18 protein-coding genes and 1 pseudogene are annotated in these 17,543 nt (G+C 67.5%); 12 read left to right on the top strand and 7 right to left on the bottom strand.

Annotated features, from left to right (window positions below; genetic code table 11):
* Positions 1–17 precede the first annotated feature (17 nt).
* The 3 genes from ACIQM3_RS12905 to ACIQM3_RS12895 are packed head-to-tail and all read left to right on the top strand — an operon-like array spanning position 18 to position 2,701.
* Complete coding sequence (locus tag ACIQM3_RS12905; protein WP_401622964.1) at positions 18–1,661, top strand: hypothetical protein; 1,644 nt, start codon at positions 18–20, stop codon at positions 1,659–1,661.
* Positions 1,651–2,172, top strand: coding sequence for a hypothetical protein (locus tag ACIQM3_RS12900; protein ID WP_401622962.1), 522 nt, complete (start codon positions 1,651–1,653; stop codon positions 2,170–2,172). The genes ACIQM3_RS12905 and ACIQM3_RS12900 overlap by 11 nt, the downstream gene beginning before the upstream one ends.
* Before the next feature lies 1 nt (position 2,173).
* Positions 2,174–2,701 (top strand): nucleoside deaminase, encoded by a 528-nt coding sequence (locus ACIQM3_RS12895; RefSeq protein WP_401622959.1) that lies wholly within the window; start codon positions 2,174–2,176, stop codon positions 2,699–2,701.
* Positions 2,702–2,850: 149 nt separating this feature from the next.
* Here ACIQM3_RS12895 and ACIQM3_RS12890 read toward each other — a convergent pair whose 3' ends face one another.
* Positions 2,851–3,222: a hypothetical protein gene (locus ACIQM3_RS12890; RefSeq protein WP_401622957.1), complete on the bottom strand. Its 372-nt coding sequence runs from the start codon at positions 3,220–3,222 to the stop codon at positions 2,851–2,853.
* Between the two features lie 137 nt (positions 3,223–3,359).
* On the opposite strand from ACIQM3_RS12890, the gene ACIQM3_RS12885 reads away from it, so the two are divergent.
* Positions 3,360–4,064 carry a nucleotidyltransferase domain-containing protein gene (locus tag ACIQM3_RS12885; RefSeq protein WP_401622955.1) on the top strand — a complete coding sequence of 235 codons (705 nt, stop codon included), beginning with the start codon at positions 3,360–3,362 and terminating at the stop codon, positions 4,062–4,064.
* A 74-nt stretch (positions 4,065–4,138) separates the two neighbouring features.
* On the opposite strand, the gene ACIQM3_RS12880 is transcribed toward ACIQM3_RS12885, so the two are convergent.
* Both ACIQM3_RS12880 and ACIQM3_RS12875 read right to left on the bottom strand, forming a co-directional pair.
* On the bottom strand, positions 4,139–4,330 hold the full coding sequence (locus ACIQM3_RS12880) for a DUF397 domain-containing protein (RefSeq protein WP_401622952.1): 192 nt from the start codon (positions 4,328–4,330) through the stop codon (positions 4,139–4,141).
* Positions 4,327–5,175: a helix-turn-helix domain-containing protein gene (locus tag ACIQM3_RS12875; RefSeq protein WP_401622949.1), complete on the bottom strand. Its 849-nt coding sequence runs from the start codon at positions 5,173–5,175 to the stop codon at positions 4,327–4,329. Before ACIQM3_RS12875 ends, ACIQM3_RS12880 begins: the two co-directional genes overlap by 4 nt.
* A 157-nt stretch (positions 5,176–5,332) precedes the next feature.
* On the opposite strand from ACIQM3_RS12875, the gene ACIQM3_RS12870 reads away from it, so the two are divergent.
* The 6 genes from ACIQM3_RS12870 (at position 5,333) to ACIQM3_RS12845 (ending at position 11,771) form a co-directional block, all read left to right on the top strand.
* Entirely contained in the window at positions 5,333–5,803 is a 471-nt protein-coding gene (locus ACIQM3_RS12870; RefSeq protein ID WP_401622946.1) for an ATP-binding protein, read from the top strand.
* Positions 5,804–6,380: 577 nt separating this feature from the next.
* Entirely contained in the window at positions 6,381–7,685 is a 1,305-nt protein-coding gene (locus tag ACIQM3_RS12865) for an ice-binding family protein (protein ID WP_401622943.1), read from the top strand.
* Positions 7,686–7,851: 166 nt separating this feature from the next.
* Positions 7,852–8,586 (top strand): DUF5819 family protein, encoded by a 735-nt coding sequence (locus ACIQM3_RS12860; RefSeq protein ID WP_401624335.1) that lies wholly within the window; start codon positions 7,852–7,854, stop codon positions 8,584–8,586.
* Entirely contained in the window at positions 8,576–9,826 is a 1,251-nt protein-coding gene (locus ACIQM3_RS12855; RefSeq protein ID WP_401622940.1) for an HTTM domain-containing protein, read from the top strand. The genes ACIQM3_RS12860 and ACIQM3_RS12855 overlap by 11 nt, the downstream gene beginning before the upstream one ends.
* A 425-nt stretch (positions 9,827–10,251) precedes the next feature.
* Positions 10,252–10,647: a thiol-disulfide oxidoreductase DCC family protein gene (locus tag ACIQM3_RS12850; RefSeq protein ID WP_401622937.1), complete on the top strand. Its 396-nt coding sequence runs from the start codon at positions 10,252–10,254 to the stop codon at positions 10,645–10,647.
* A gap of 257 nt (positions 10,648–10,904) precedes the next feature.
* Complete coding sequence (locus tag ACIQM3_RS12845; RefSeq protein WP_401622934.1) at positions 10,905–11,771, top strand: helix-turn-helix domain-containing protein; 867 nt, start codon at positions 10,905–10,907, stop codon at positions 11,769–11,771.
* A 182-nt stretch (positions 11,772–11,953) separates the two neighbouring features.
* On the opposite strand, the gene ACIQM3_RS12840 is transcribed toward ACIQM3_RS12845, so the two are convergent.
* From ACIQM3_RS12840 to ACIQM3_RS12830, 3 genes are all read right to left on the bottom strand, one after another.
* On the bottom strand, positions 11,954–12,355 hold the full coding sequence (locus tag ACIQM3_RS12840; protein ID WP_401622931.1) for a VOC family protein: 402 nt from the start codon (positions 12,353–12,355) through the stop codon (positions 11,954–11,956).
* A gap of 540 nt (positions 12,356–12,895) precedes the next feature.
* The gene (locus tag ACIQM3_RS12835; RefSeq protein ID WP_401622928.1) at positions 12,896–13,855 is read right to left on the bottom strand and encodes an SDR family NAD(P)-dependent oxidoreductase; all 960 of its coding nucleotides are present in this window, start codon (positions 13,853–13,855) and stop codon (positions 12,896–12,898) included.
* A 122-nt stretch (positions 13,856–13,977) separates the two neighbouring features.
* Positions 13,978–14,442 (bottom strand): hypothetical protein, encoded by a 465-nt coding sequence (locus ACIQM3_RS12830; RefSeq protein WP_401622925.1) that lies wholly within the window; start codon positions 14,440–14,442, stop codon positions 13,978–13,980.
* A gap of 271 nt (positions 14,443–14,713) precedes the next feature.
* On the opposite strand from ACIQM3_RS12830, the pseudogene ACIQM3_RS12825 reads away from it, so the two are divergent.
* A pseudogene (locus ACIQM3_RS12825) lies at positions 14,714–15,403 on the top strand (SPFH domain-containing protein); the annotation flags it as partial.
* Positions 15,404–15,436: 33 nt separating this feature from the next.
* A complete protein-coding gene (locus tag ACIQM3_RS12820; protein WP_401624333.1) occupies positions 15,437–16,297 on the top strand; it encodes a serine/threonine-protein kinase in 861 nt (286 codons plus the stop codon).
* 161 nt (positions 16,298–16,458) lie between these two features.
* Here the strand turns inward: ACIQM3_RS12820 and ACIQM3_RS12815 are convergent, their stop codons facing one another.
* A complete protein-coding gene (locus tag ACIQM3_RS12815) occupies positions 16,459–17,406 on the bottom strand; it encodes an asparaginase (protein WP_401622922.1) in 948 nt (315 codons plus the stop codon).
* Positions 17,407–17,543: the final 137 nt, after the last annotated feature.

The raw sequence follows: 17,543 nt of genomic DNA, 5'->3' as shown, positions 1-17,543 counted from the left end.
CACTCGTCCCGATCGCTGTGCGTCATCCAGTCGGGCAGGACGACGCCGTCGACGCGACCCAGTTCACGGTCGCGTTCTTCGCCACCCTCCTCACCGGCGAAGCCGTGATCTTTGCGCTCACCTTTTCCGCTGCCAGCTCCTGGCCGTCCCTGCGTGCGATCGACAGCCATATCGCCTTCCGCGAATGGGTGTTCATCGGTTGGCTGGCTGCGCTGTTCACCGCCTGCGGGCTGCTCGGGCAAAGCGGCATCAGCCTCACCTACGGCGCTCTGCTCTTCATCCTGGCCGACATCTTCGGCATCTTCTCGTTCATCCGACTCTTCGGCCTCGCCAGCATCGGCGGCCGCAACCGGCTTCTGCGCCAGACCCTCGCAGCAGCCCTGACCGGACCACAGCCACGGGTTGCCCTGGACGATCCGGTGATCGCCGCGTACCTAGGGGCGATTGATCAAGCCATCAGCACGAACGACCCGACCGGCATCCGTCACCTTGTCGCCCAGGTCGTCGAAGCCGAAGTACCACCGCGGCAGAACGCTTCGTCCGTGGCCCTGCGGCTCGAGGTTCTGCACCGGCTCGCCCGCGCGGCCCTCGTACGGGGTGCTGACCCAGTGGTTGTCGTGGGCTGTGGGGAATCCCTGATCGATTCCCTGCGGCGGCAGGCCCGCGAGCTGCCGGACCCTCCCGTGGTGCTCGGCGAGCTGAGCAGGTACCTGGCCTGGCTGGGCAGCACTGCCCGGCTCATGTCGGTACGCGGAATCGCGTCCAGTCGTGCGGCGCGTGAACTGGTCGCCATGTCGGTAGAGAGCCGCCTGCGCATCCTCCTGGCTGTCGATCCTGATCCCAAACAGTTCGCCAGCGTGGACGAGGCCGGCTCGGTCATCACTGATCCTGTTGGCGTGCTCGTGTGGGCCAGGGATTTCGCGGAGTTCCAGGGGGCGCATCAGGCCAACGCGCTGTACAGCGTTTTCCAGATCCTCACGGGCACGAAGTTCATGGGGAACTACTGGGACGGTGACTCGGTCATCGGTGCACTGCGTATCGCCTTGTTCAACCCCGACTCGCGGACCACCGGCCCTGAGGCCGACGCCGCTCGCTCTGTCTTCGTTGCCGCGAACGACTTCGACCGTTTCTGGACGCTTGTCTCAGTCGGTGCCATCGCCACCCTGCGGGACCAGCGGGTCCCCCACCCACCCGAGCTGATCCGCCCGGAGTTCACCCCAGATCCGCAGTTACTCGGGGCCTATCTCCGCTCCTTCGGGACCCATCGTTGGTTCTTCACGGCTCGCGATGCCCATGAGGAGCTCCTGTCACTCATCAGCCGTGCGGAGGGAGCACGCTCGCCATGGCGCCTGGCCCTCCAGCGCACGACCCAGCAGGGCCTGCGGACACCTGCTCCACGTACAGAGCCCCAGGAACGGCCTGCTGCCATGGTGCTGTCCATCGCCTGTCGGCTGGCGCCTCTCGCTCCAGGAGGGTCTGACCAGGAGCTGAGGGCCTTTCTCGCCAGGCTTCCAGGCCCGGCTCTGGCGGCTGCCGATGAGCTGGCAGCCAGAGTTCTTCCCGATGCCGGCCATCGGGGAGAGCCTGGCGACTCGGTGGTGCACGGTCTCAGAGTCATGCAGTTGGTCGGCGCTCACACACGGGTGGGTCATGGACAGTGATGTGTGGAGACGACGCACTGCTCAGCTGTTGCGGCCGTCCGTCCAGGCGGCTGTGATAGTCCAGTGCGGTATCGGCTGGCTGCGGCCGAACAAGTTGGCGCTGCGCAATGCCGTGGACGAAGCGCTGCTGACCGCGCAGGTCCGGCGCGGCAGCAGCCTCAGGATCGACAGGGTCGTGCTGCACAACCTGCCGATCGCTCTGAGCCGACAGGCCGACTTCCGGACTCTGGCAGCGTCGTTCGACGAATGGCAGTTCAGGATGGCTGCCGCCTGCTCCCTGCTGTCGACGCCGTCCCCAGCGGTACACCGGCTCATCATCCCCGGCGACTGCCCCGAGCCTCCCCTGCCGGATATGGTCGCCGTGCGGGCGAACGGCCAGTGGTCCGACGAGGAGCAGGCAGAGTCAGCACTGCGAGTCATCGGAGCCCCAGGCATGACAACGCCGCTGACGGGTTACGACGTTGATCTGTCGGGTCCGTTCAGCGACAGCGATCCATCCGTGCACATGTGAGATGAGGGAGATCCCGTTGCCGTACTCCAACGAGTCGCCAGAAGATCACGCCTTTTTGGAGAAGGCGATCGCGGTCTCCCGCCACGCGTTGGAGGACGAGGGGAAGACTCCCTTCGGGGCCCTGATCGTCATCGACGGAGAGATCAAGGGGACGGGCACAAGCTCAGTGGTGGAACTGCACGACCCGACAGCGCATGCGGAGATGATGGCGCTGCGGGCAGCCGGCAGAGCACTGGAGAACCACCTCATGGAGAACGCGGTCATGTACTCCAGCAGTGAGCCCTGCCCGATGTGCCTCGTGGCGTGCTACTGGGCTCGTATCCCACGCCTCGTCTACGCGGCGACCAGTCGAGATGTCGCTGTGAACGGGTTCGAGGATCTGCAGTTCTACCGTGAGCTCGCGCTGCCGAACGCGGAGCGGCCGCGGCTACAGGAGGTCTCCGTGGAGGGCGCGCTACGCAAGGACGCCGCGGGATCGCTGGCTGAATGGGCTGCTCAGCTCCCCTTCACTGTGGTGCCAAAACTGTGACCGTCACCAGCCAAGGCCATACTCCCCTGACCTTAGGTGCAAGAGGCACTGGATTCTGAAACCTGCCCGCCCGAACAGGCGACATGGCAAGTCGGTCTCACCCGGGGCAAGGATGGGCCGTGCAGTTCATCGATGCATGCAACTATCAGTCAGCCATTAGGCTGAGCTGCGGAGTGGTAGATGTGCTCCTGCCCATCGTCGTCTTCGAACTCGACGGTGAATGGCATACCTATCTCCTCCAGGGCTGCCAGGAGGACAGCGATGCGGCCGGGGTCCACGAACCCGCTGAACACCACGGGGTTCATCGGCATCACTTCAAGCTCAGCGAAGACACTCTCAACCTGAAATTCGGTCCAGCTCGAACGGCGGACCGCCCAGCCAATGGAGCGGAACGCCTCGGCAGCGTGTTGAGCGCCGGCTGTTGCTGTAAGGGATCCACATACGTTGTTGCCACGTTCAGCCTGTACCTGAGCAGCGGCGTCCAGATGTGGCCCGTCTGTCCCGCCGGAGGTGAAGTTCACGCCGGACGGTATCAGGCAGATGTCGCCCACCGACGGTCCGCCGGACACTGCTCCAGCGGCAGGGCCAGAGGGCCACCGCTGGGCAACCGGCCTGAAATTCCAGTGCCTGAGGCCTCTCGCAGCGTCACACTGTCACGATGGATCATGTGAGGATCGCCGAGAAACTGGTGCGGGACCGTTTCCCTGCGGCCCGAGCCGCCTTCCTGGCCGGCAGCGTGCTGACACACCACCGCACACGTATGTCCGACCTGGACATCGTGGTGCTGCTGACCGGCCCGCCTGCCCCCTTCCGGGAGAGCCTGATACACGATGGCTGGCCGGTGGAGCTGTTCGTCCAGACCGAGGCCGATTGGCGTCTCTTCGCTGAGCGGGAGACGGCCGTTCGCAGATCGCCGCTGCTGGCCATGTGCGCGGAAGGCCTGTTGCTGACCGATGTGGACGGGCTTGGAGCTGCCCTGCAGGCCGAGTCCCGGGAACGGTTGGCAGCGGGGCCACCCCCCGCATCAGCGACCGAAATGGAAGACAGACGGTACGCACTCACCGACACTCTGGACGACCTCCGTGGCTGCACAGACCCCTTGGAGCGGACGTACCTGGTGGCGGACCTGTTGCAGCGAGCCTCGGAGTTGGCCTTGCTCACGGACGGGCACTGGCTCGGCGGTGGCAAGTGGCTCTCACGACGACTCGCAGCAGCCGATCCGGAATTGCACAGACGTCTCACAGCAGGTGCGGCTGCAGAGATGTCCGGTAGGACCGATGGAGAAGGCCACTTCGCGGACGTGGTGAACGAAGTCCTGGGGTCAGCCGGCGGGGCACGGTGGGCCGGGTACCACCGCAGATAGGGCTGGTTGCAGGCACCCTTGGGGGCCATCACCCGCGGAGAAACACACAGTAAAAACCGCCGGGCAGCCGACACTTAGACGCATGAGGCGGCAGCCAGCCCTGCGAACGCTGACCACGCACGAGGAGAGATAGTCAGTACGTGCCCCTGCGTGTCCTTCGAGTCCCGGACCAGTACAGCCTCGGGACAAACAGCGATCTCCACACAGTTGCCGCCGCCGCCACCGCTGTAGCTGCTCTTGAACCAAGCAAGTTCGGTGGTGCTCATAGCGCTCCTCGCATCTGCTCCAGCAGACTCGCAGTGGCTTGATGGCTCAGGGCCTGCGAGCGCATCTTGCCATAGCGCTGAAGCATCGCGCTTACGGGTTTCGGGTCGGTGATCAGCATGCTGCTGTCGTGGGCCTCGATGTATCCCACCCACTGGTTCTCTGCCGTCTCGGCCAAGGAGAGAGGCCCTTCGAAGCCTGAATGGTCCTCCTGAATCAGTGGCATGGCCTGGATCTCGACGTTCCGCAGTCGGCCCACCGTGAGCAGGTGGTCGAGGAGGGCCAGCGTGACCTCGTTGCCCCCCATACGCCGTTCCAGCAGCGCCTGTTCGATGATGAAGCTGAACGTGGTGTTCGGCCGCTCTGTAAGGAGAAGCTGCCGTTCCAGTCGGGCGGTGACCTGATCCTCGAACTGTTCCTCAGCGAGGGGCGGAAGGCGGCGCTCGAAGAGCGCGCAGATGTACGGCTCCGGTTGCAGGAGGCCTGAAATCACGCTGGGCTCGTACGAGTAGAGCGAAATCGAGTTCTCCTCGATGGCCGCCCACTGCAGGAACCACGACGCCAGCCCCACCTTCCGCGTCAGGCTCTTGGCCGCCGCCGCCAGCACCCGCGCCGCCGCCGCTCCCAGTACCTCCTCCGAACGCTCCAGCAAGTCCCTCGGCGGGAATCGCTTGCCCTGCTCGATCTTGGCGATGTACGCCGCCGAATACTGCACCCGAGGCGCGAACTGCTCCTGCGTCAGGTGCGCTTCCTCGCGTAGCGCCTTGAGTACGGCCCCGAACGTTTTCAGACTGTCCGACGACTCCGGCTCGCCACAGTGTCCCCCGCCGCCGTTGTCCGAAGCCATGCCCGGTCACCTCTCCCCTGCGCTGCGCCCGCTCGTGGGCCACAAGCAAGGGTTACGTACAGTGACTCTCCCAGTCCAGCGCGTGAACCAGTACAAGCCGATCTGTATCGGCTCCGTGCCTGCCGCGCGGCCTCACCTCCGCAGCAGGCTGGGCCCCATGCCAGCCCCTCGTGCCCTCTCCGCCGCCACCACGCGGCTGTTCGTGCAGCGCTTCTCCGCGACCCGACGCGGAGCCCGCCTCGCTCGCCTGCTTGCCGGACTGCAGTTGGTCGAGTGGGGGCACCCTCGCGGTGCGGACGACCACGACACGGTCACGATCGTCGTCGCCGAGCTCACCGCGAACGCCGTACTGCACGGCCGTGTACCCGGGAGGGATTTCGCTGTGCTCCTCCGTCACGACGACGGCCAGGGCGTCATCCGTATCGAGGTGTCCGACACCCACTCGGCCCACCCCGCCCTCGTCGTGCCGGCCTCCGACGAGGACCACGGCCGTGGACTGATCCTCGTCGACGCGCTCGCCACCCGTTGGGGCGTTCATCACCGCGTGGGCCCTGGCAAGACGGTCTGGGCGGAGTGCGCCCTGTCCACGGGGGCCGGGGCGTCCGCGTGTGGCCGAGCCGCCCAATAAGGACCTCGCCGTTACCCTCCGCCGCGGCGTGCCCGGTCTCGATGTTGATGCAGGCGCAGCTGCCGGTCTCCGGCCAGTGGCTCTGCCCCGAATTCACGCGGGCGGGCTCTGCCGTCCTTCCCTGAAGCGCGCACCGAGTACGGGCTTCGCGTTCTTCGCGTCGTATGTATGGGCGATCAGGATCGCCCCAGCAGTGCCGCCGGGGGACGAATGTGTTGAGTCTGTGCGAGAGATGAGGTCGTGGGCGTGCCGCGCCCGTGCGGCAGCAGTCCATTGATCTCACCTGGACGGCGGCACGATGCGATCGAGGGCGGGTTTTCTTGCCTCAGCAGCTGTGACATTGCGTCATGCGAGTTAAGGAAAGGGGCGCGCTGGAGTGAATGAGCCTATGATCTACGTCGCCTAATCATCTATTTTCATTTTATTGGCGGGTCGTTACCGCGGTAATCCAGGGGCTTTTGTCCGTCGCGCGTAAATTTCATGCGTAATATTCGGCGGCAACGTGACGGCTGCCCGGACGTTTGGCTGGGCCGGGTGTGCCGTGGACCAGGACTCTCCGACAGGAAATGGCCTCTCGATGAAGTTGAAGATCCCAAAGCTGGCTTCCCGCCGTGCTTTGTCCGGCTGGTTTGCCTCGGGGCTTGCCGCGACCGTTGCCGGTGTCATGGTCGCTGTAACGCCTACACAGGCGCTGGCCATCGCAACTCCCGTGCCGTTGGGCACGGCTGCCTCGTACTCCGTTCTGGCGGGTTCGGAGATCACGAACACGGGGCCCTCGGTCATCAGTCAGGATCTCGGGGTGAGCCCGGGGACGGCTATTTCCGGATTCCCGCCCGGGCAGGTGCTCGGTGCGGTGCATTCCGCGGATGCTGCGGCGCTGCAGGCCAAGAGCGATCTGGTCGTGGCTTACAACAACGCTGCGGGCCAGGCCACGGACTTCGCTCTTGCGGCGGGTATCGGGAACGGCGACACGCTGCTTCCGGGTGTGTACACCGCTTCGTCGGGTGTGGGGCTCACCGGTGACCTGGTCCTGGATGCCGGAGGGAACCCGAACGCGGTCTGGGTGTTCCAGATTCCTGAGGCTCTGACCACGGCGTCGTCCAGCCGGGTGCTTCTGACGAACGGCGCGTCTGCCTGCAATGTGTACTGGCAGATCGGCAGTTCGGCCACGCTGGGTACCACCTCCACGTTCGTCGGCACGATCATGGCTCTGACCTCGATCAGCGTGACCACGGGGACGAACATCCAGGGCCGTGCGCTGGCTCGCAACGGTGCGGTGACGCTCGACAACAACCGGATCTTCCCCGGAACGTGCTCGACCACGACCACGGGCGGAACGACGACCGGCACCACCACCGGGACCACGACCGGGACCACAACCGGAACGACGACCGGCACCACCACCGGTGTCCTGGGTGGCGTGCTGGGCGGCGTGACGACCGGCGGTGCGACGACGGGCGCGGTCGGCGGCCTGCTTGGCGGCGTCTCGACCGGCGGACTGGTCGCCGGCCAGGTGTCCGGCGGTACGTCCGGAAACATCTCCGGCAACACCTCCGGGAACGTCGCGGGCAACACGACCGGCGGTGACACCTCGGGGAACGTCACCGGCGGCCACGGTGGCGGTCCCGGCGGCCCCGGCCACGAAGGTCCGGGCCAGGGCGGTCCGGGTAACGGCGGTCCGGGCCACGGCGGCCCGGGTAACGGTCACGACGGTGGACCGGACAAGGGCCACGAGGGCAAGCCTGGGCACGGTCCCGAAGGCAAGCCGGGCCACGGTCCCGAAGGCAAGCCTGGGCACGGTGGCGACGACAAGCACGGCGAGCACCACGGCTACGGGGACAAGCCCGATGCACAGGGTGGCCCTGAGGGTCACGCGGGCTAGGTCCCGGATCCGGCACGGCGGTTCCGAGGCTCACGGGGGCCAGGTCTCGGACTGACCGCAGGTATCGGATGACTGGATGACAGCTCGACGGCATGCGGCGGATTCTCCTATCTGCCGCATGCCGTCAGTGGTATTCGCGACAACAGCCTTAATTGCGAGAGTTGGCATGAGAAGAACTGGGTGGGCGGTGTCAGGCGGCATGCAAGCAGTGGACACGGAAGAAGTGCAACAGTCCGAGTCCGGTCCGCCCGGCGCCGGCGGTGACGATGAGGCTGTTTCGCCGAACCGGGCGAGAGCTGCCCGCGCCCTGCACAAGGGTTTGTTCACCGTGGTGCTTCTGTGCCTGGTGACAGCTTTGACTCACGTCGCCATGGTCTTTCTCCATGTGGCACCCGCGAATCCTGTTTCGAAGCGGTACAGCCCGCAGGTGAACGCGTGGGTGTACCCCCTGTTCGAGCAGAACTGGCGGCTGTTCGCCCCGGATCCCGACTCCGTCAACAGGCAGATCCTGGCGAGGACGTCGCACACCGCACCGGATGGATCGGTCCGGGTGAGCGGCTGGTTCGACCTGGCCGCTGTGGATTCTTCGGCAGTCGAGCACAACGCGTTCCCGAGCCACACGGCGCAGAACCTGCTGCGCCGCGCGTGGACGACCTACGTCGAACTGCACGGCGGCGACGACGGAGCGAGCTCGGAACGGGCCGTGATGCTGCAGCAGTACCTGCGCAACATCGCCGCTGACCGCTTCGCGGACCACAACAGCGGTCCGTTCGAGTTCATCCAGCTTCGTGTTCTGACGCTGCCGATCGCGGCTCCCGGCACGGCGGCTTCCAAGCGTCCGCCCGCCCCGGTCGAGAACCGGCTTCTGCCCTGGTGGAAGGTGACCCCTCATGGGAACTGAGCAACTCCCCCCATTCCCGTCCCCGGCCGCGACCCCGGACCGGCCGGCACAACAGGCGACAGCGGACAGAGTCGTCGTCCGGTGGCTGAGTGAGCGGGCCGGCGCGTTCTGGGCTCTGGTGACCGACCGGCCGATGTCTCTGTACGCGACCGCGGTTCTGCGCATCGGGTACGGACTGCTGTATCTGTCCTTCCTCTTGCGTGAGTTCCCGCACCGGAACGAGATCTGGGGCCCCGGCTCGCCGTGGACACCGGAGCTGGCCCAGCAGCTCTTCGAGCAGTCGGGCTGGAACAGCATCCTGACTCTGTCCGGCAGCCGTACCTACTTCGAGCTCTGCTATGCCGCTGCCGTGGTGACGTCGGTCCTGTTCACGCTGGGCTGGCGAACCCGCATCATGTCCGTCCTGTTCGCGGTCGTGGTGGTCTCCTTCCACGCGAGGGCGATCTTCATGACGGACGGGGGAGACAACCTGATCCTGCTGATGGCCCTCTACCTCGTCCTCACCGCGTGCGGCCGGCGCTGGTCCCTAGATGCGCGCAGGACCCGGCGAGCCGTCGCACGAGCGGGCACAGCGCCACCAGCACCGAGCAAGAGTTTCTGGCTGCGGCAACTGAACGATGCGCGGACCACGTTGACGACCGCGGTGCACAACTGCGGGCTCTTCGTCATCGCAGCCCAGGTCTGCCTCCTCTACGGGGCAGCCGGCCTGTACAAGGTCCAGGGCGCCTCGTGGGGCGGGGGTACCGCCATCCACTACGTGCTGAACCTCGAACTCTTCCAGCCCTGGCCGGCGCTCTCGCACCTCGTGGATCAGTACCCGACCGTGATCGCGGTCGCCAGCTACGTCACCGTGCTTCTGCAGGTCGCCTTCCCCTTCGTGCTCTTCGGCAGGCTGAAGTACCCCGTGCTCGCCATGCTGCTGGGTATGCACATCGGCATCGCGGTGCTCATGGGGCTCCCCCTGTTCTCCGGGGCCATGATCGTGGCCGACGCGGCGTTCCTCCCCGACCGCTTCTACATGTTCCTGGCCCGCTCCGTCCGGCGCATGGCTGCGCGAGTCGGCCTGCGGCGGCACAGCACTTCCGAGGGGCCGGGCTCCTCGCCCGTACCTCCACAACTCAGAGGTGGCCTGGCCACCGCGGGTCAGCAGTCCGCTCCGGGGAAGGGGCGTGCCACCTCCGCCGACAAAGCCGCCGGCAAAGCCGCCGACAAGGACAAGCTGGTCCCCGATCCGCGCTGAGCGCCCGGCACTGCGGTCTCGTACGACTACGACGCCCACTGCCGCAGGGCACGTACGGGCAACCCGCCCGATGCCCGCACACAGGCCAGGCGCCGCAGACCGATCGCGCTGCCTCGTCCCCGCATCTCCTGCCGTGAGCAGGAGGTGCGGGACGTCCGGGTTCCTGAGCAAGTGGCCGAACAAGCCGACCGGGCCGGTCCTCTCAGGCAGAGGGGCACACCCGCCGCACAGACCCGCCCCCGACCAAACTTGAACCGGTGCCACCGCCCTCATAGGGCGTATCCAGGCGCGGATCGGCCCCTGCCGCAGCATCTCGATCTCACCGCGCCCGATGTGCGACTGGAACCCGGCCACCGGCTCCCACGTGGCGCGCAGTTGCCGGACAGCTCCCCGCACGGGGAAGTTGACTCAGACAGGATGAGCCCATGCCTCAGCAATCCGCACTCTCCGTGCTGGTCTACGACGGTGACTGCGCCTTCTGCACCACCTCGGTGAACTACCTCATGCGGCGGCTGCGACCCAAGTGCGCTGTCACGCCATGGCAGTTCACAGACCTCGATGCTCTCGGCACCACCCGGCGACGAGCTCAGCACGAACTCCTGTACGCCTCGCCGACAGGAACGGTGTACGGCGGCGCGCAGGCCGTCGCCAAACTCCTCCTGTGCGCGGGTGGCTTCTGGGCCTGGCCCGGCGGGCTGCTCACCTTGCCACCGGTCCGGTGGGTCGCCCACGGAATCTACCGCCTCATCGCTACCCATCGTGACCGGATGCCCGGCGGCTCACCGGCCTGCGCGATGCCGGCCGAAAGCCGACCGAGCTGACCTTCGACCCCTGCCAGCCCGTCATTTGAGGGAGCGCGGCGGGATGCTCCGCAGTCGCTGACCGATGCCCGGCGACCTCCTCTTCCGTGCAGGACTGTCACGCAGTGTTAGTTACGCCATGCGGGTGGACTCCTTCACGCGGTTGCACAACACCTCACCCCGGCGATGCAGAATGCGCTCAATATGTTGATCTTGGCCGTCTGTTGAGCAACAGTGCGCCCACTGCACCCGGAGATGCACTGCCCGTGGTTACGAGGATGAGCCCCACCGTCAGGAAGCGCCGCCTGGGAGCCGAGCTCCGTCGACTCCGCATCGACAGCGGGCTGACCGGCGGGCAGGTCGCACGGCGCCTCCTGATCTCCCAGCCGAAGATCAGCCGCCTGGAGAACGGTCACTGCGCCATCAGCCCGCGCGACGTCCGCGACCTGTGCACCCTCTACGGCGTCACCGACCAGCAGGTACTCGACTCCCTGATGCGGATGGCGGAAGAGTCCGCGCAACAGGGCTGGTGGAACGCCTACGGCGACATCCCCTACAGCATCTACATCGGACTGGAGACCGACGCCGCCTCCATCCGCTGCTTCGCACCCATGGTCGTCCCCGACCTGCTGCAGACCCCCGCCTACGCCCAAGCAGTCATCGAGGAAACGATCCCTCTGGTCACCTCCGAGCAGTCGTCCAACCGCCTGAAGGTACGACTGCGCCGCCAGCACCGGATCTACGACCCCGCCGACCCGCTGCGCCTCGAAGTCATCCTCGACGAATCGACATTGCGTCGAGTGGTCGGCAGCCCCGGCCTCATGCGCGAACAACTGGAACACCTGAACGCACTGAGCGCCGAGCCGCACATCACCGTGCAGGTCTTCCCGTACAGCGCCGGCGCCCTTCCTGGCATCGCAGGGCAGTTCTCGATCCTGAGCTTCGCGGACAACCCCGAAGCGGGGGTCGTGTACCTCGAAGGAACAACCAGCGACCTCTATCTGGAGAAACGTTCCGACCAGGAGCACTACGCGCGCATCTACGCTCACCTGCAGGCCGAGGCGCTCAGTCCCGAGAGCACCCGCCACTTCATCTCCGGCATCATCGAGAGCTGCGACGGCGCCACCCCGCGAACTGGCGCTTGACTGGCCCTCCCCGCGCCGGTGTCTTCGGCGGAGGGCCACGCTTTCGCCATCGCCGCGCCAGCCCCGTCGTGGCTGCGGATGCCGGTCACGGGTACCTGGAAGCCTTCAGGTACCCGTGGTCGCCGAACGGCTGGACGATGGCGCTGTGGGCTTCTGACCACCCGGCAGACAGGGGCCGCTCGTCAGGGCGTCCGCTCCTGGCCCCCGCCGCTGGGTGCGTGGCTCAGGTCCACCACGCAGAAGATGTTGCCGTCCGGGTCGGCGAGCACGACGAAGTCGGGCTCCGGCGGGTACAGGTCCCAGTCGACCGTCTGCGCGCCCAGGCCGACCAGGCGCCGCACCTCCGCCTGTTGTTCCTCGGCCGTGTCCGTGAAGAGGTCCAGGTGGAGACGGGGGCGAGGCTCGGCAGGGGAAGCACTCTGCATCAGGCCGAGGGCCCGGCCCGAGCCGTCGGAGTGCAGGAGCGTCCGCCAGGTGTCGCTCGCCCACTCCTCAGCGACGACCAGATTCAGCGCCTCGGTCCAGAAGGTCACTGCGCGGGGGATGTCCGTGACACCGATGACGGGGATTCCGAGTTTCAGCATGGGGCCGAGCCTAGGGCCTCTCGTCTGGATCATGCTGGGCTCGCGTGCCCTGGCACCGCACCTCGCGGCGTTGTCGTCGGTCGCCATGGCTCCGCCATTGCTCCCTCCTCCGCCTTGCGATGCTCCCCCACAGCCTGAACGGCGTGGGAGGTGCCCCCCACCACCAGACCCCGCTCCCTGATCCAGCCTGATCCGAACGAAAGACCCTAGGTGTTGCGGGTCATGACGTTCACGACGGTGGCGTGGGCACCGACCGGGCCGCCGGTCTCAGAGCGAGTGCGGCTCAAGCGCCGCGGACGAAGGTCGCGCAGTCCGGACAGTCGTCGAGGTATCGGTGTCGGCACTCGACAGTGTGTTGCGGGGAGGGGATTACCTGCTGTCTGTGGGCGACCTCGTTCTCGAGTGCCGCGATCTTCGCCCTCACGACGGCCTGAGCCGCCGACTTCGTCGGCGACATGGCTGCGGTGACCCTGTCACCGGCCACTGACACAGCCGGTCAGGGATCCGCCGCGGCCTCGCCGCCCGGTCACGGGACAGTGCTCAGGTCGCCGCCGCGAAAGCGTCGGCGCCCGTGAGGCCGGCCGACAGCGCCCACAGGCGGGCGGCCTGCTCGGGGTCGGTCGCGTGCGCGTGCACGCCGCCTTCCGAGCCGTCACGAGCCGGTTCGGCGATGTCGCAGTCCTCGCAGTACACGCCGCCCATGTCCGCCAGCCGGGGCGAGGTCGCCGCCCACACCTGCGTCGCCGCGCCCTGCTCGGGCGTCTTGAAGGTGGGGTCGGTCGGGTTGTCGTTCTCGTCGATCCATCCCGCGTCGACCATGTCCGCCTTCGCGAGGTGGCGCTGCAGCGGGGTGAGGATGCTGCCCGGATGCAGCGCGTACGCCCTGACTCCGGCGTCACGGCCGAGCGCGTCGAGCTGCACGGCGAAGAGCACGTTCGCCGCCTTCGCCTGTCCGTACGCCCGCCATCTGTCGTAACCCCGCTCGAACTGCACGTCGTCCCAGTGCATTCCGGCTCCGTGGGCGCCGGAGGACACCGCGACCACGCGCGCGCCACCAGGGGCGATCGCCGGCCAGAGGTGGTTGATCAACGCGTAGTGGCCGAGGTGGTTGGTGGCGAACTGCGCCTCCCATCCGGGGCCTACCCGCGTCTCCGGGCAGGCCATGACGCCGGCGTTGTTGATCACGATGTCGACCTCGCGCCCCGATGCCAGGAACCGCTCGGCGAACCCGCGGACGCTTTCGAGGTCGGAGAGGTCGAGGTCCTCGGTCTCGACGCCGTCGATGCTCGCGAGCGCAGCCTCGGCGGCCGCCCGCCGCCGGGCGGGGACCACGACTCGGGCTCCGGCACCCGCCAGGGCGCGGGTCGTCTCGAGGCCGAGTCCCGAGTAGCCACCGGTGACGATCGCGGTGCTGCCGGACAGGTCGATCCCGCTCAGGACGTCGTCCGTGGTGCTCCGGGCGCCGAAGCCCGATCCGATCCTGCGCTGAGGTGTGGTCATGGCCGGGACGCTAGGCGCTGGAGCGCACTCCAAGTCAAGGCCCGGTCACGGAGCGTCCGGGACGGGTGCCGGGGTGCGCGTCCGTCCCGCACCTCCGGGGCGGGACGGACGCGTACGGCCGCTCAGTCGCAGAGCAGGGCCCACGAGTTGTTGGGACGCCAGGTCTTCTCACCCGAGGACGCCCCCTTCCAGCTGAACGTCGCCACCACACCGAAACTCGACGTCGGCCACTTGCACGGGTCGACGGTGGTGGTGCCGGCCAGGTCCTCGGTGTCCTTCCAGCCGTCGCCGTCCGTCGCGGTGCGCAGCGTCACCCAGCCGTTGCCGCTGAAGCGCTGGAGCTTCACGTCGGTGACCTTGACCTGGTAACTGCCACCACCCGCGACGTCGGTGATCTTCGCCCGCGCCCGGTAGGTGTCGGCTGTCTCGTCCCACCAGACGGCGGCGCAGCGCTTGACCCCGGTGCCGTAGCACTCCCAGGCGCTCTCCGCGGATGCCGACGACGGAGTGAGGACGATCGACGCGCCGAGTGACGCTGCGACCAACGCGCCTGTCGTACCGAGCCGGCCCACACGCTTGAACCTCATGAAAACCCCCTCATGATGCACCAGTGATTTCGGGGGACCCTATCCAGCAGATGAAGGTAACTCCGGCGACGTGCGCAGCGGTTGCCCTGCTGTGACAAAGTCGGAATTCCGTTCCGCTGTTGCCCGTAATTCGAAGCATGTTGCGAAACTGACGGATCGCCACCATGTACTTCTGAAAGACTGAGGGGCGGCATCATCCGACGTGGAAATGCCCGAGGGCAGGGGGCTCAGGGTGGAGCGGTTCAGCGCGGAGGAAAGTGTCGCCAGTCCTCTGAGTGGTGTGGGGCTGATCGTCCTCGTCGTCGTGGTTCTCCTCGTCCTCCTCGCCCTGGTCAAGGCGGTCCACGTCGTCCCGCAGGCCAGCGCCGCCATCGTGGAGCGCTTCGGCCGCTACGCCCGCACGCTGGGTGCCGGGCTGCACATCGTCGTCCCGTTCATCGACTCCGTACGCAACCGGATCGACCTCCGCGAGCAGGTCATCTCCTTCCCGCCCCAGCCCGTGCTCACCCGGGAGAACCTGGTCATCAGCATCGATACGGTGATCTACTGCCAGGTGACCGATCCCCGCGCCGCCACCTACGAGGTCGCCGGCTACATCCAGGCGGTCGAGCAGCTCACCGTCACCGCGCTGCGCAAAGCCGTCGGCGGCATGGACCTGGAACGCACCCTGGCCTCCCGCGAGGAGATCAACGCGGCCCTGCGCGAAGCCCTCGACGGAGCCACCGGCAAGTGGGGCATCGTCGTCAACCGTGTCGAGGTCAAGTCCATCGACCCTCCGGCCTCCCTCCAGGAGGCGATGGAGACGGAGTTGCGCGCCGACCGGGACAAGCGCGCCACGATTCTCGCCGCGGAGGGCAGCAGGCAGTCCGCCATCCTCATCGCGGAGGGCGCCAGAAGGGCCGCGTTGACGGATGCGGAGACACAGCGCGACGTGGCCGCGATCCTCGCCGCCGGGAACGCGCCGAGCCCCGCCGCTCCGGCGGCTCCCGTCCTGGTGCCCCGGCAGCTCGGGCACGAGCCACTGCGGAAGGACGATCCGCGGCGCATCGGCCGGTACCACCTGACGGCGAGGCTGGGCCAGGGTGGCATGGGCACGGTCTTCCTCGGCAGGTCCCCCGGCGAGCGCATGGTCGCCGTCAAGGTCGTCCACAACGAGTTCGCCGCCGACCCGACATTCCGCCGGCGGTTCGCCCGCGAGATCGAATCCGCACGCCGCGTCGGCGGATTCCACACCGCCGCCGTGGTCGACGCCGACGCGAACAGCGAACACCCGTGGCTGGTGACCGAGTACATTCCCGGCCCGTCGCTCCATGACGTACTCAAGCAGCACGGTGCGATGCCCCCGAGGACCCTTCACACCCTTGCCCTCGGTATCGCCGAGGCGCTGGAGGGGATCCACTCCTGCGGCATCATCCACCGCGACCTCAAGCCCGGCAACATCATCATTTCCGGGACGGGCCCGCGTGTCATCGACTTCGGTATCGCACGGGCCTTCGACAGCACCGCGCTGACCCGCACCAACATCATCGTCGGCACGCAGGGATTCCTGGCCCCGGAGCAGAAGGAGGGCTCGGCGAGCACCCCCGCCAGCGACATCTACGCCTACGGCATGGTGCTCTGCCACGCCGCCGGGGCCGTGCCCTTCCCGGACGGCCAGACGCTCGAGTCGGCCCTTGAACTCCTGCCGTCGACCCTCGTCTCCGTCATCACCCGCTGCATCGCCCGCAACCCGGCGGAGCGCCCGACCAGCGCCGACGTCCTGGAACAGCTCACCCGGATCCCCCAGCAGTCCGACGACTGGCTGCCACCCCCCGTCCGCACGATGATCGACCTCCACAACGCCCCCACGACCTGACCGGGCGGCTGGTCAGTTGGTCGGTGGGAGGCTGCGGACACACATGGGCCCGGTTTCGGGTGGTTTGGGTGTCCGTAGCTTTCCAGCGACGCCGGGGAGGGCGGGGCCATGCCGCGACCTGGGGCAGGTCCGGCAGTTCGGCCCTGGAGTACCCCCGCCCCTCAGAATGTGGGCCGGATCGAGCCCACCACCTTGCCGTGGCCGAGGACCGGTGCGGTGGCGAGGGCGGCCAGGGTGCCGTCTGAGTCCACGTCCACCCCGAGATGGCGCAGTGCCGCGATCATCACCACGGGCCGGGAACGCTGGGAGCCGTCGGCGATCTTCAGCGAGACCGCCGATCCGTCGGGCAGCCCGAGGGCGTAGACACCCTCGGCGCCGTCCTTGGCGACGGCGCCCGGCAGGGCGCCCATGAGCCGTGTCACGTCACGTCCGGTGCCACCGACGTAGCGCGGGTGCGTGTTCATCGCCTGGGCCACGCGGTGTTCGAGGCTTCCCTCCGGCGCCGAGGCCAGGCGGCCGAACGCCCGGGCGAGGCCGCGCAGGCTGATGGCGAACAGCGGCGCGCCGCAGCCGTCGATGCCTGTGGCCGCGATCTTCTCGCCCGCCGTCTCCTCCAGCGTCTCGCGCAGCAGCACCTGGAGCGGGTGCCGGGGGTCGAGGTAGGTGGCGGTGTCCCAGCCGTTGGTGACGCAGGTCGCCAGCATCGCGGCGTGCTTGCCCGAGCAGTTCATCGTCAGCGGTGAGGGCTGCCCCCCACCCGCGAGATACGCGCGCAGCGCGTCCTCGCCGATCGGCAGGGCCGCCGTGCAGCGCAGCGCGTCCGTTCCGAGGCCGGCCGACGCCAGGATCGCCCTCACGCCCTCCAGGTGTATGTCCTCACCGGAGTGGCTGGCACAGCTCAGCGCCAGGAGCGGGCCGTCCAGGTCGAGTCCGGCGCGTAGCATGCCGAGCGCCTGGATGGGCTTGTTGGACGAGCGCGGATACATCGGGGCATCGACGTCCCCGATCCGTACGCTCTCGGACCCGTCCGGGCCGGTCGCGAGAACCGTCCCGTGGTGCACGGACTCCAGGAACTCGCCACGCCATACCTCGGCCACCACGGTGTGCATCAGTTACGTCCACCTCTCGGGTTCGTGTCAACTGTCGACAGTTATCACTTGGCGCGGAACCTGTCGAATGCGGGAGCGATTTCGTGGACAACCCTTGACAGCTGCGGAAACGTGGTTGTCAACTGGCGACTGTCAAC

It is taken from the genome of Streptomyces sp. NPDC091271, assembly GCF_044757505.1.
Taxonomy (GTDB): Bacteria; Actinomycetota; Actinomycetes; order Streptomycetales; family Streptomycetaceae; genus Streptomyces.
Note: the sequence above shows the minus strand (reverse complement) of the source record. Positions and strands in the feature narration are given on the sequence as shown.

Excerpts from the sequence above, each read along its gene's own strand:
- ACIQM3_RS12900 (WP_401622962.1), top strand. The coding sequence starts at position 1,651 with ATGGACAGTGATGTGTGGAGACGACGCACTGCTCAGCTGTTGCGGCCG.
- ACIQM3_RS12895 (WP_401622959.1), top strand. The coding sequence starts at position 2,174 with ATGAGGGAGATCCCGTTGCCGTACTCCAACGAGTCGCCAGAAGATCAC.
- ACIQM3_RS12885 (WP_401622955.1), top strand. The coding sequence starts at position 3,360 with ATGGATCATGTGAGGATCGCCGAGAAACTGGTGCGGGACCGTTTCCCT.
- ACIQM3_RS12880 (WP_401622952.1), bottom strand. The coding sequence starts at position 4,330 with ATGAGCACCACCGAACTTGCTTGGTTCAAGAGCAGCTACAGCGGTGGC.
- ACIQM3_RS12875 (WP_401622949.1), bottom strand. The coding sequence starts at position 5,175 with ATGGCTTCGGACAACGGCGGCGGGGGACACTGTGGCGAGCCGGAGTCG.
- ACIQM3_RS12870 (WP_401622946.1), top strand. The coding sequence starts at position 5,333 with ATGCCAGCCCCTCGTGCCCTCTCCGCCGCCACCACGCGGCTGTTCGTG.
- ACIQM3_RS12865 (WP_401622943.1), top strand. The coding sequence starts at position 6,381 with ATGAAGTTGAAGATCCCAAAGCTGGCTTCCCGCCGTGCTTTGTCCGGC.
- ACIQM3_RS12860 (WP_401624335.1), top strand. The coding sequence starts at position 7,852 with ATGAGAAGAACTGGGTGGGCGGTGTCAGGCGGCATGCAAGCAGTGGAC.
- ACIQM3_RS12855 (WP_401622940.1), top strand. The coding sequence starts at position 8,576 with ATGGGAACTGAGCAACTCCCCCCATTCCCGTCCCCGGCCGCGACCCCG.
- ACIQM3_RS12850 (WP_401622937.1), top strand. The coding sequence starts at position 10,252 with ATGCCTCAGCAATCCGCACTCTCCGTGCTGGTCTACGACGGTGACTGC.
- ACIQM3_RS12845 (WP_401622934.1), top strand. The coding sequence starts at position 10,905 with ATGAGCCCCACCGTCAGGAAGCGCCGCCTGGGAGCCGAGCTCCGTCGA.
- ACIQM3_RS12840 (WP_401622931.1), bottom strand. The coding sequence starts at position 12,355 with ATGCTGAAACTCGGAATCCCCGTCATCGGTGTCACGGACATCCCCCGC.
- ACIQM3_RS12835 (WP_401622928.1), bottom strand. The coding sequence starts at position 13,855 with ATGACCACACCTCAGCGCAGGATCGGATCGGGCTTCGGCGCCCGGAGC.
- ACIQM3_RS12830 (WP_401622925.1), bottom strand. The coding sequence starts at position 14,442 with ATGAGGTTCAAGCGTGTGGGCCGGCTCGGTACGACAGGCGCGTTGGTC.
- ACIQM3_RS12815 (WP_401622922.1), bottom strand. The coding sequence starts at position 17,406 with ATGCACACCGTGGTGGCCGAGGTATGGCGTGGCGAGTTCCTGGAGTCC.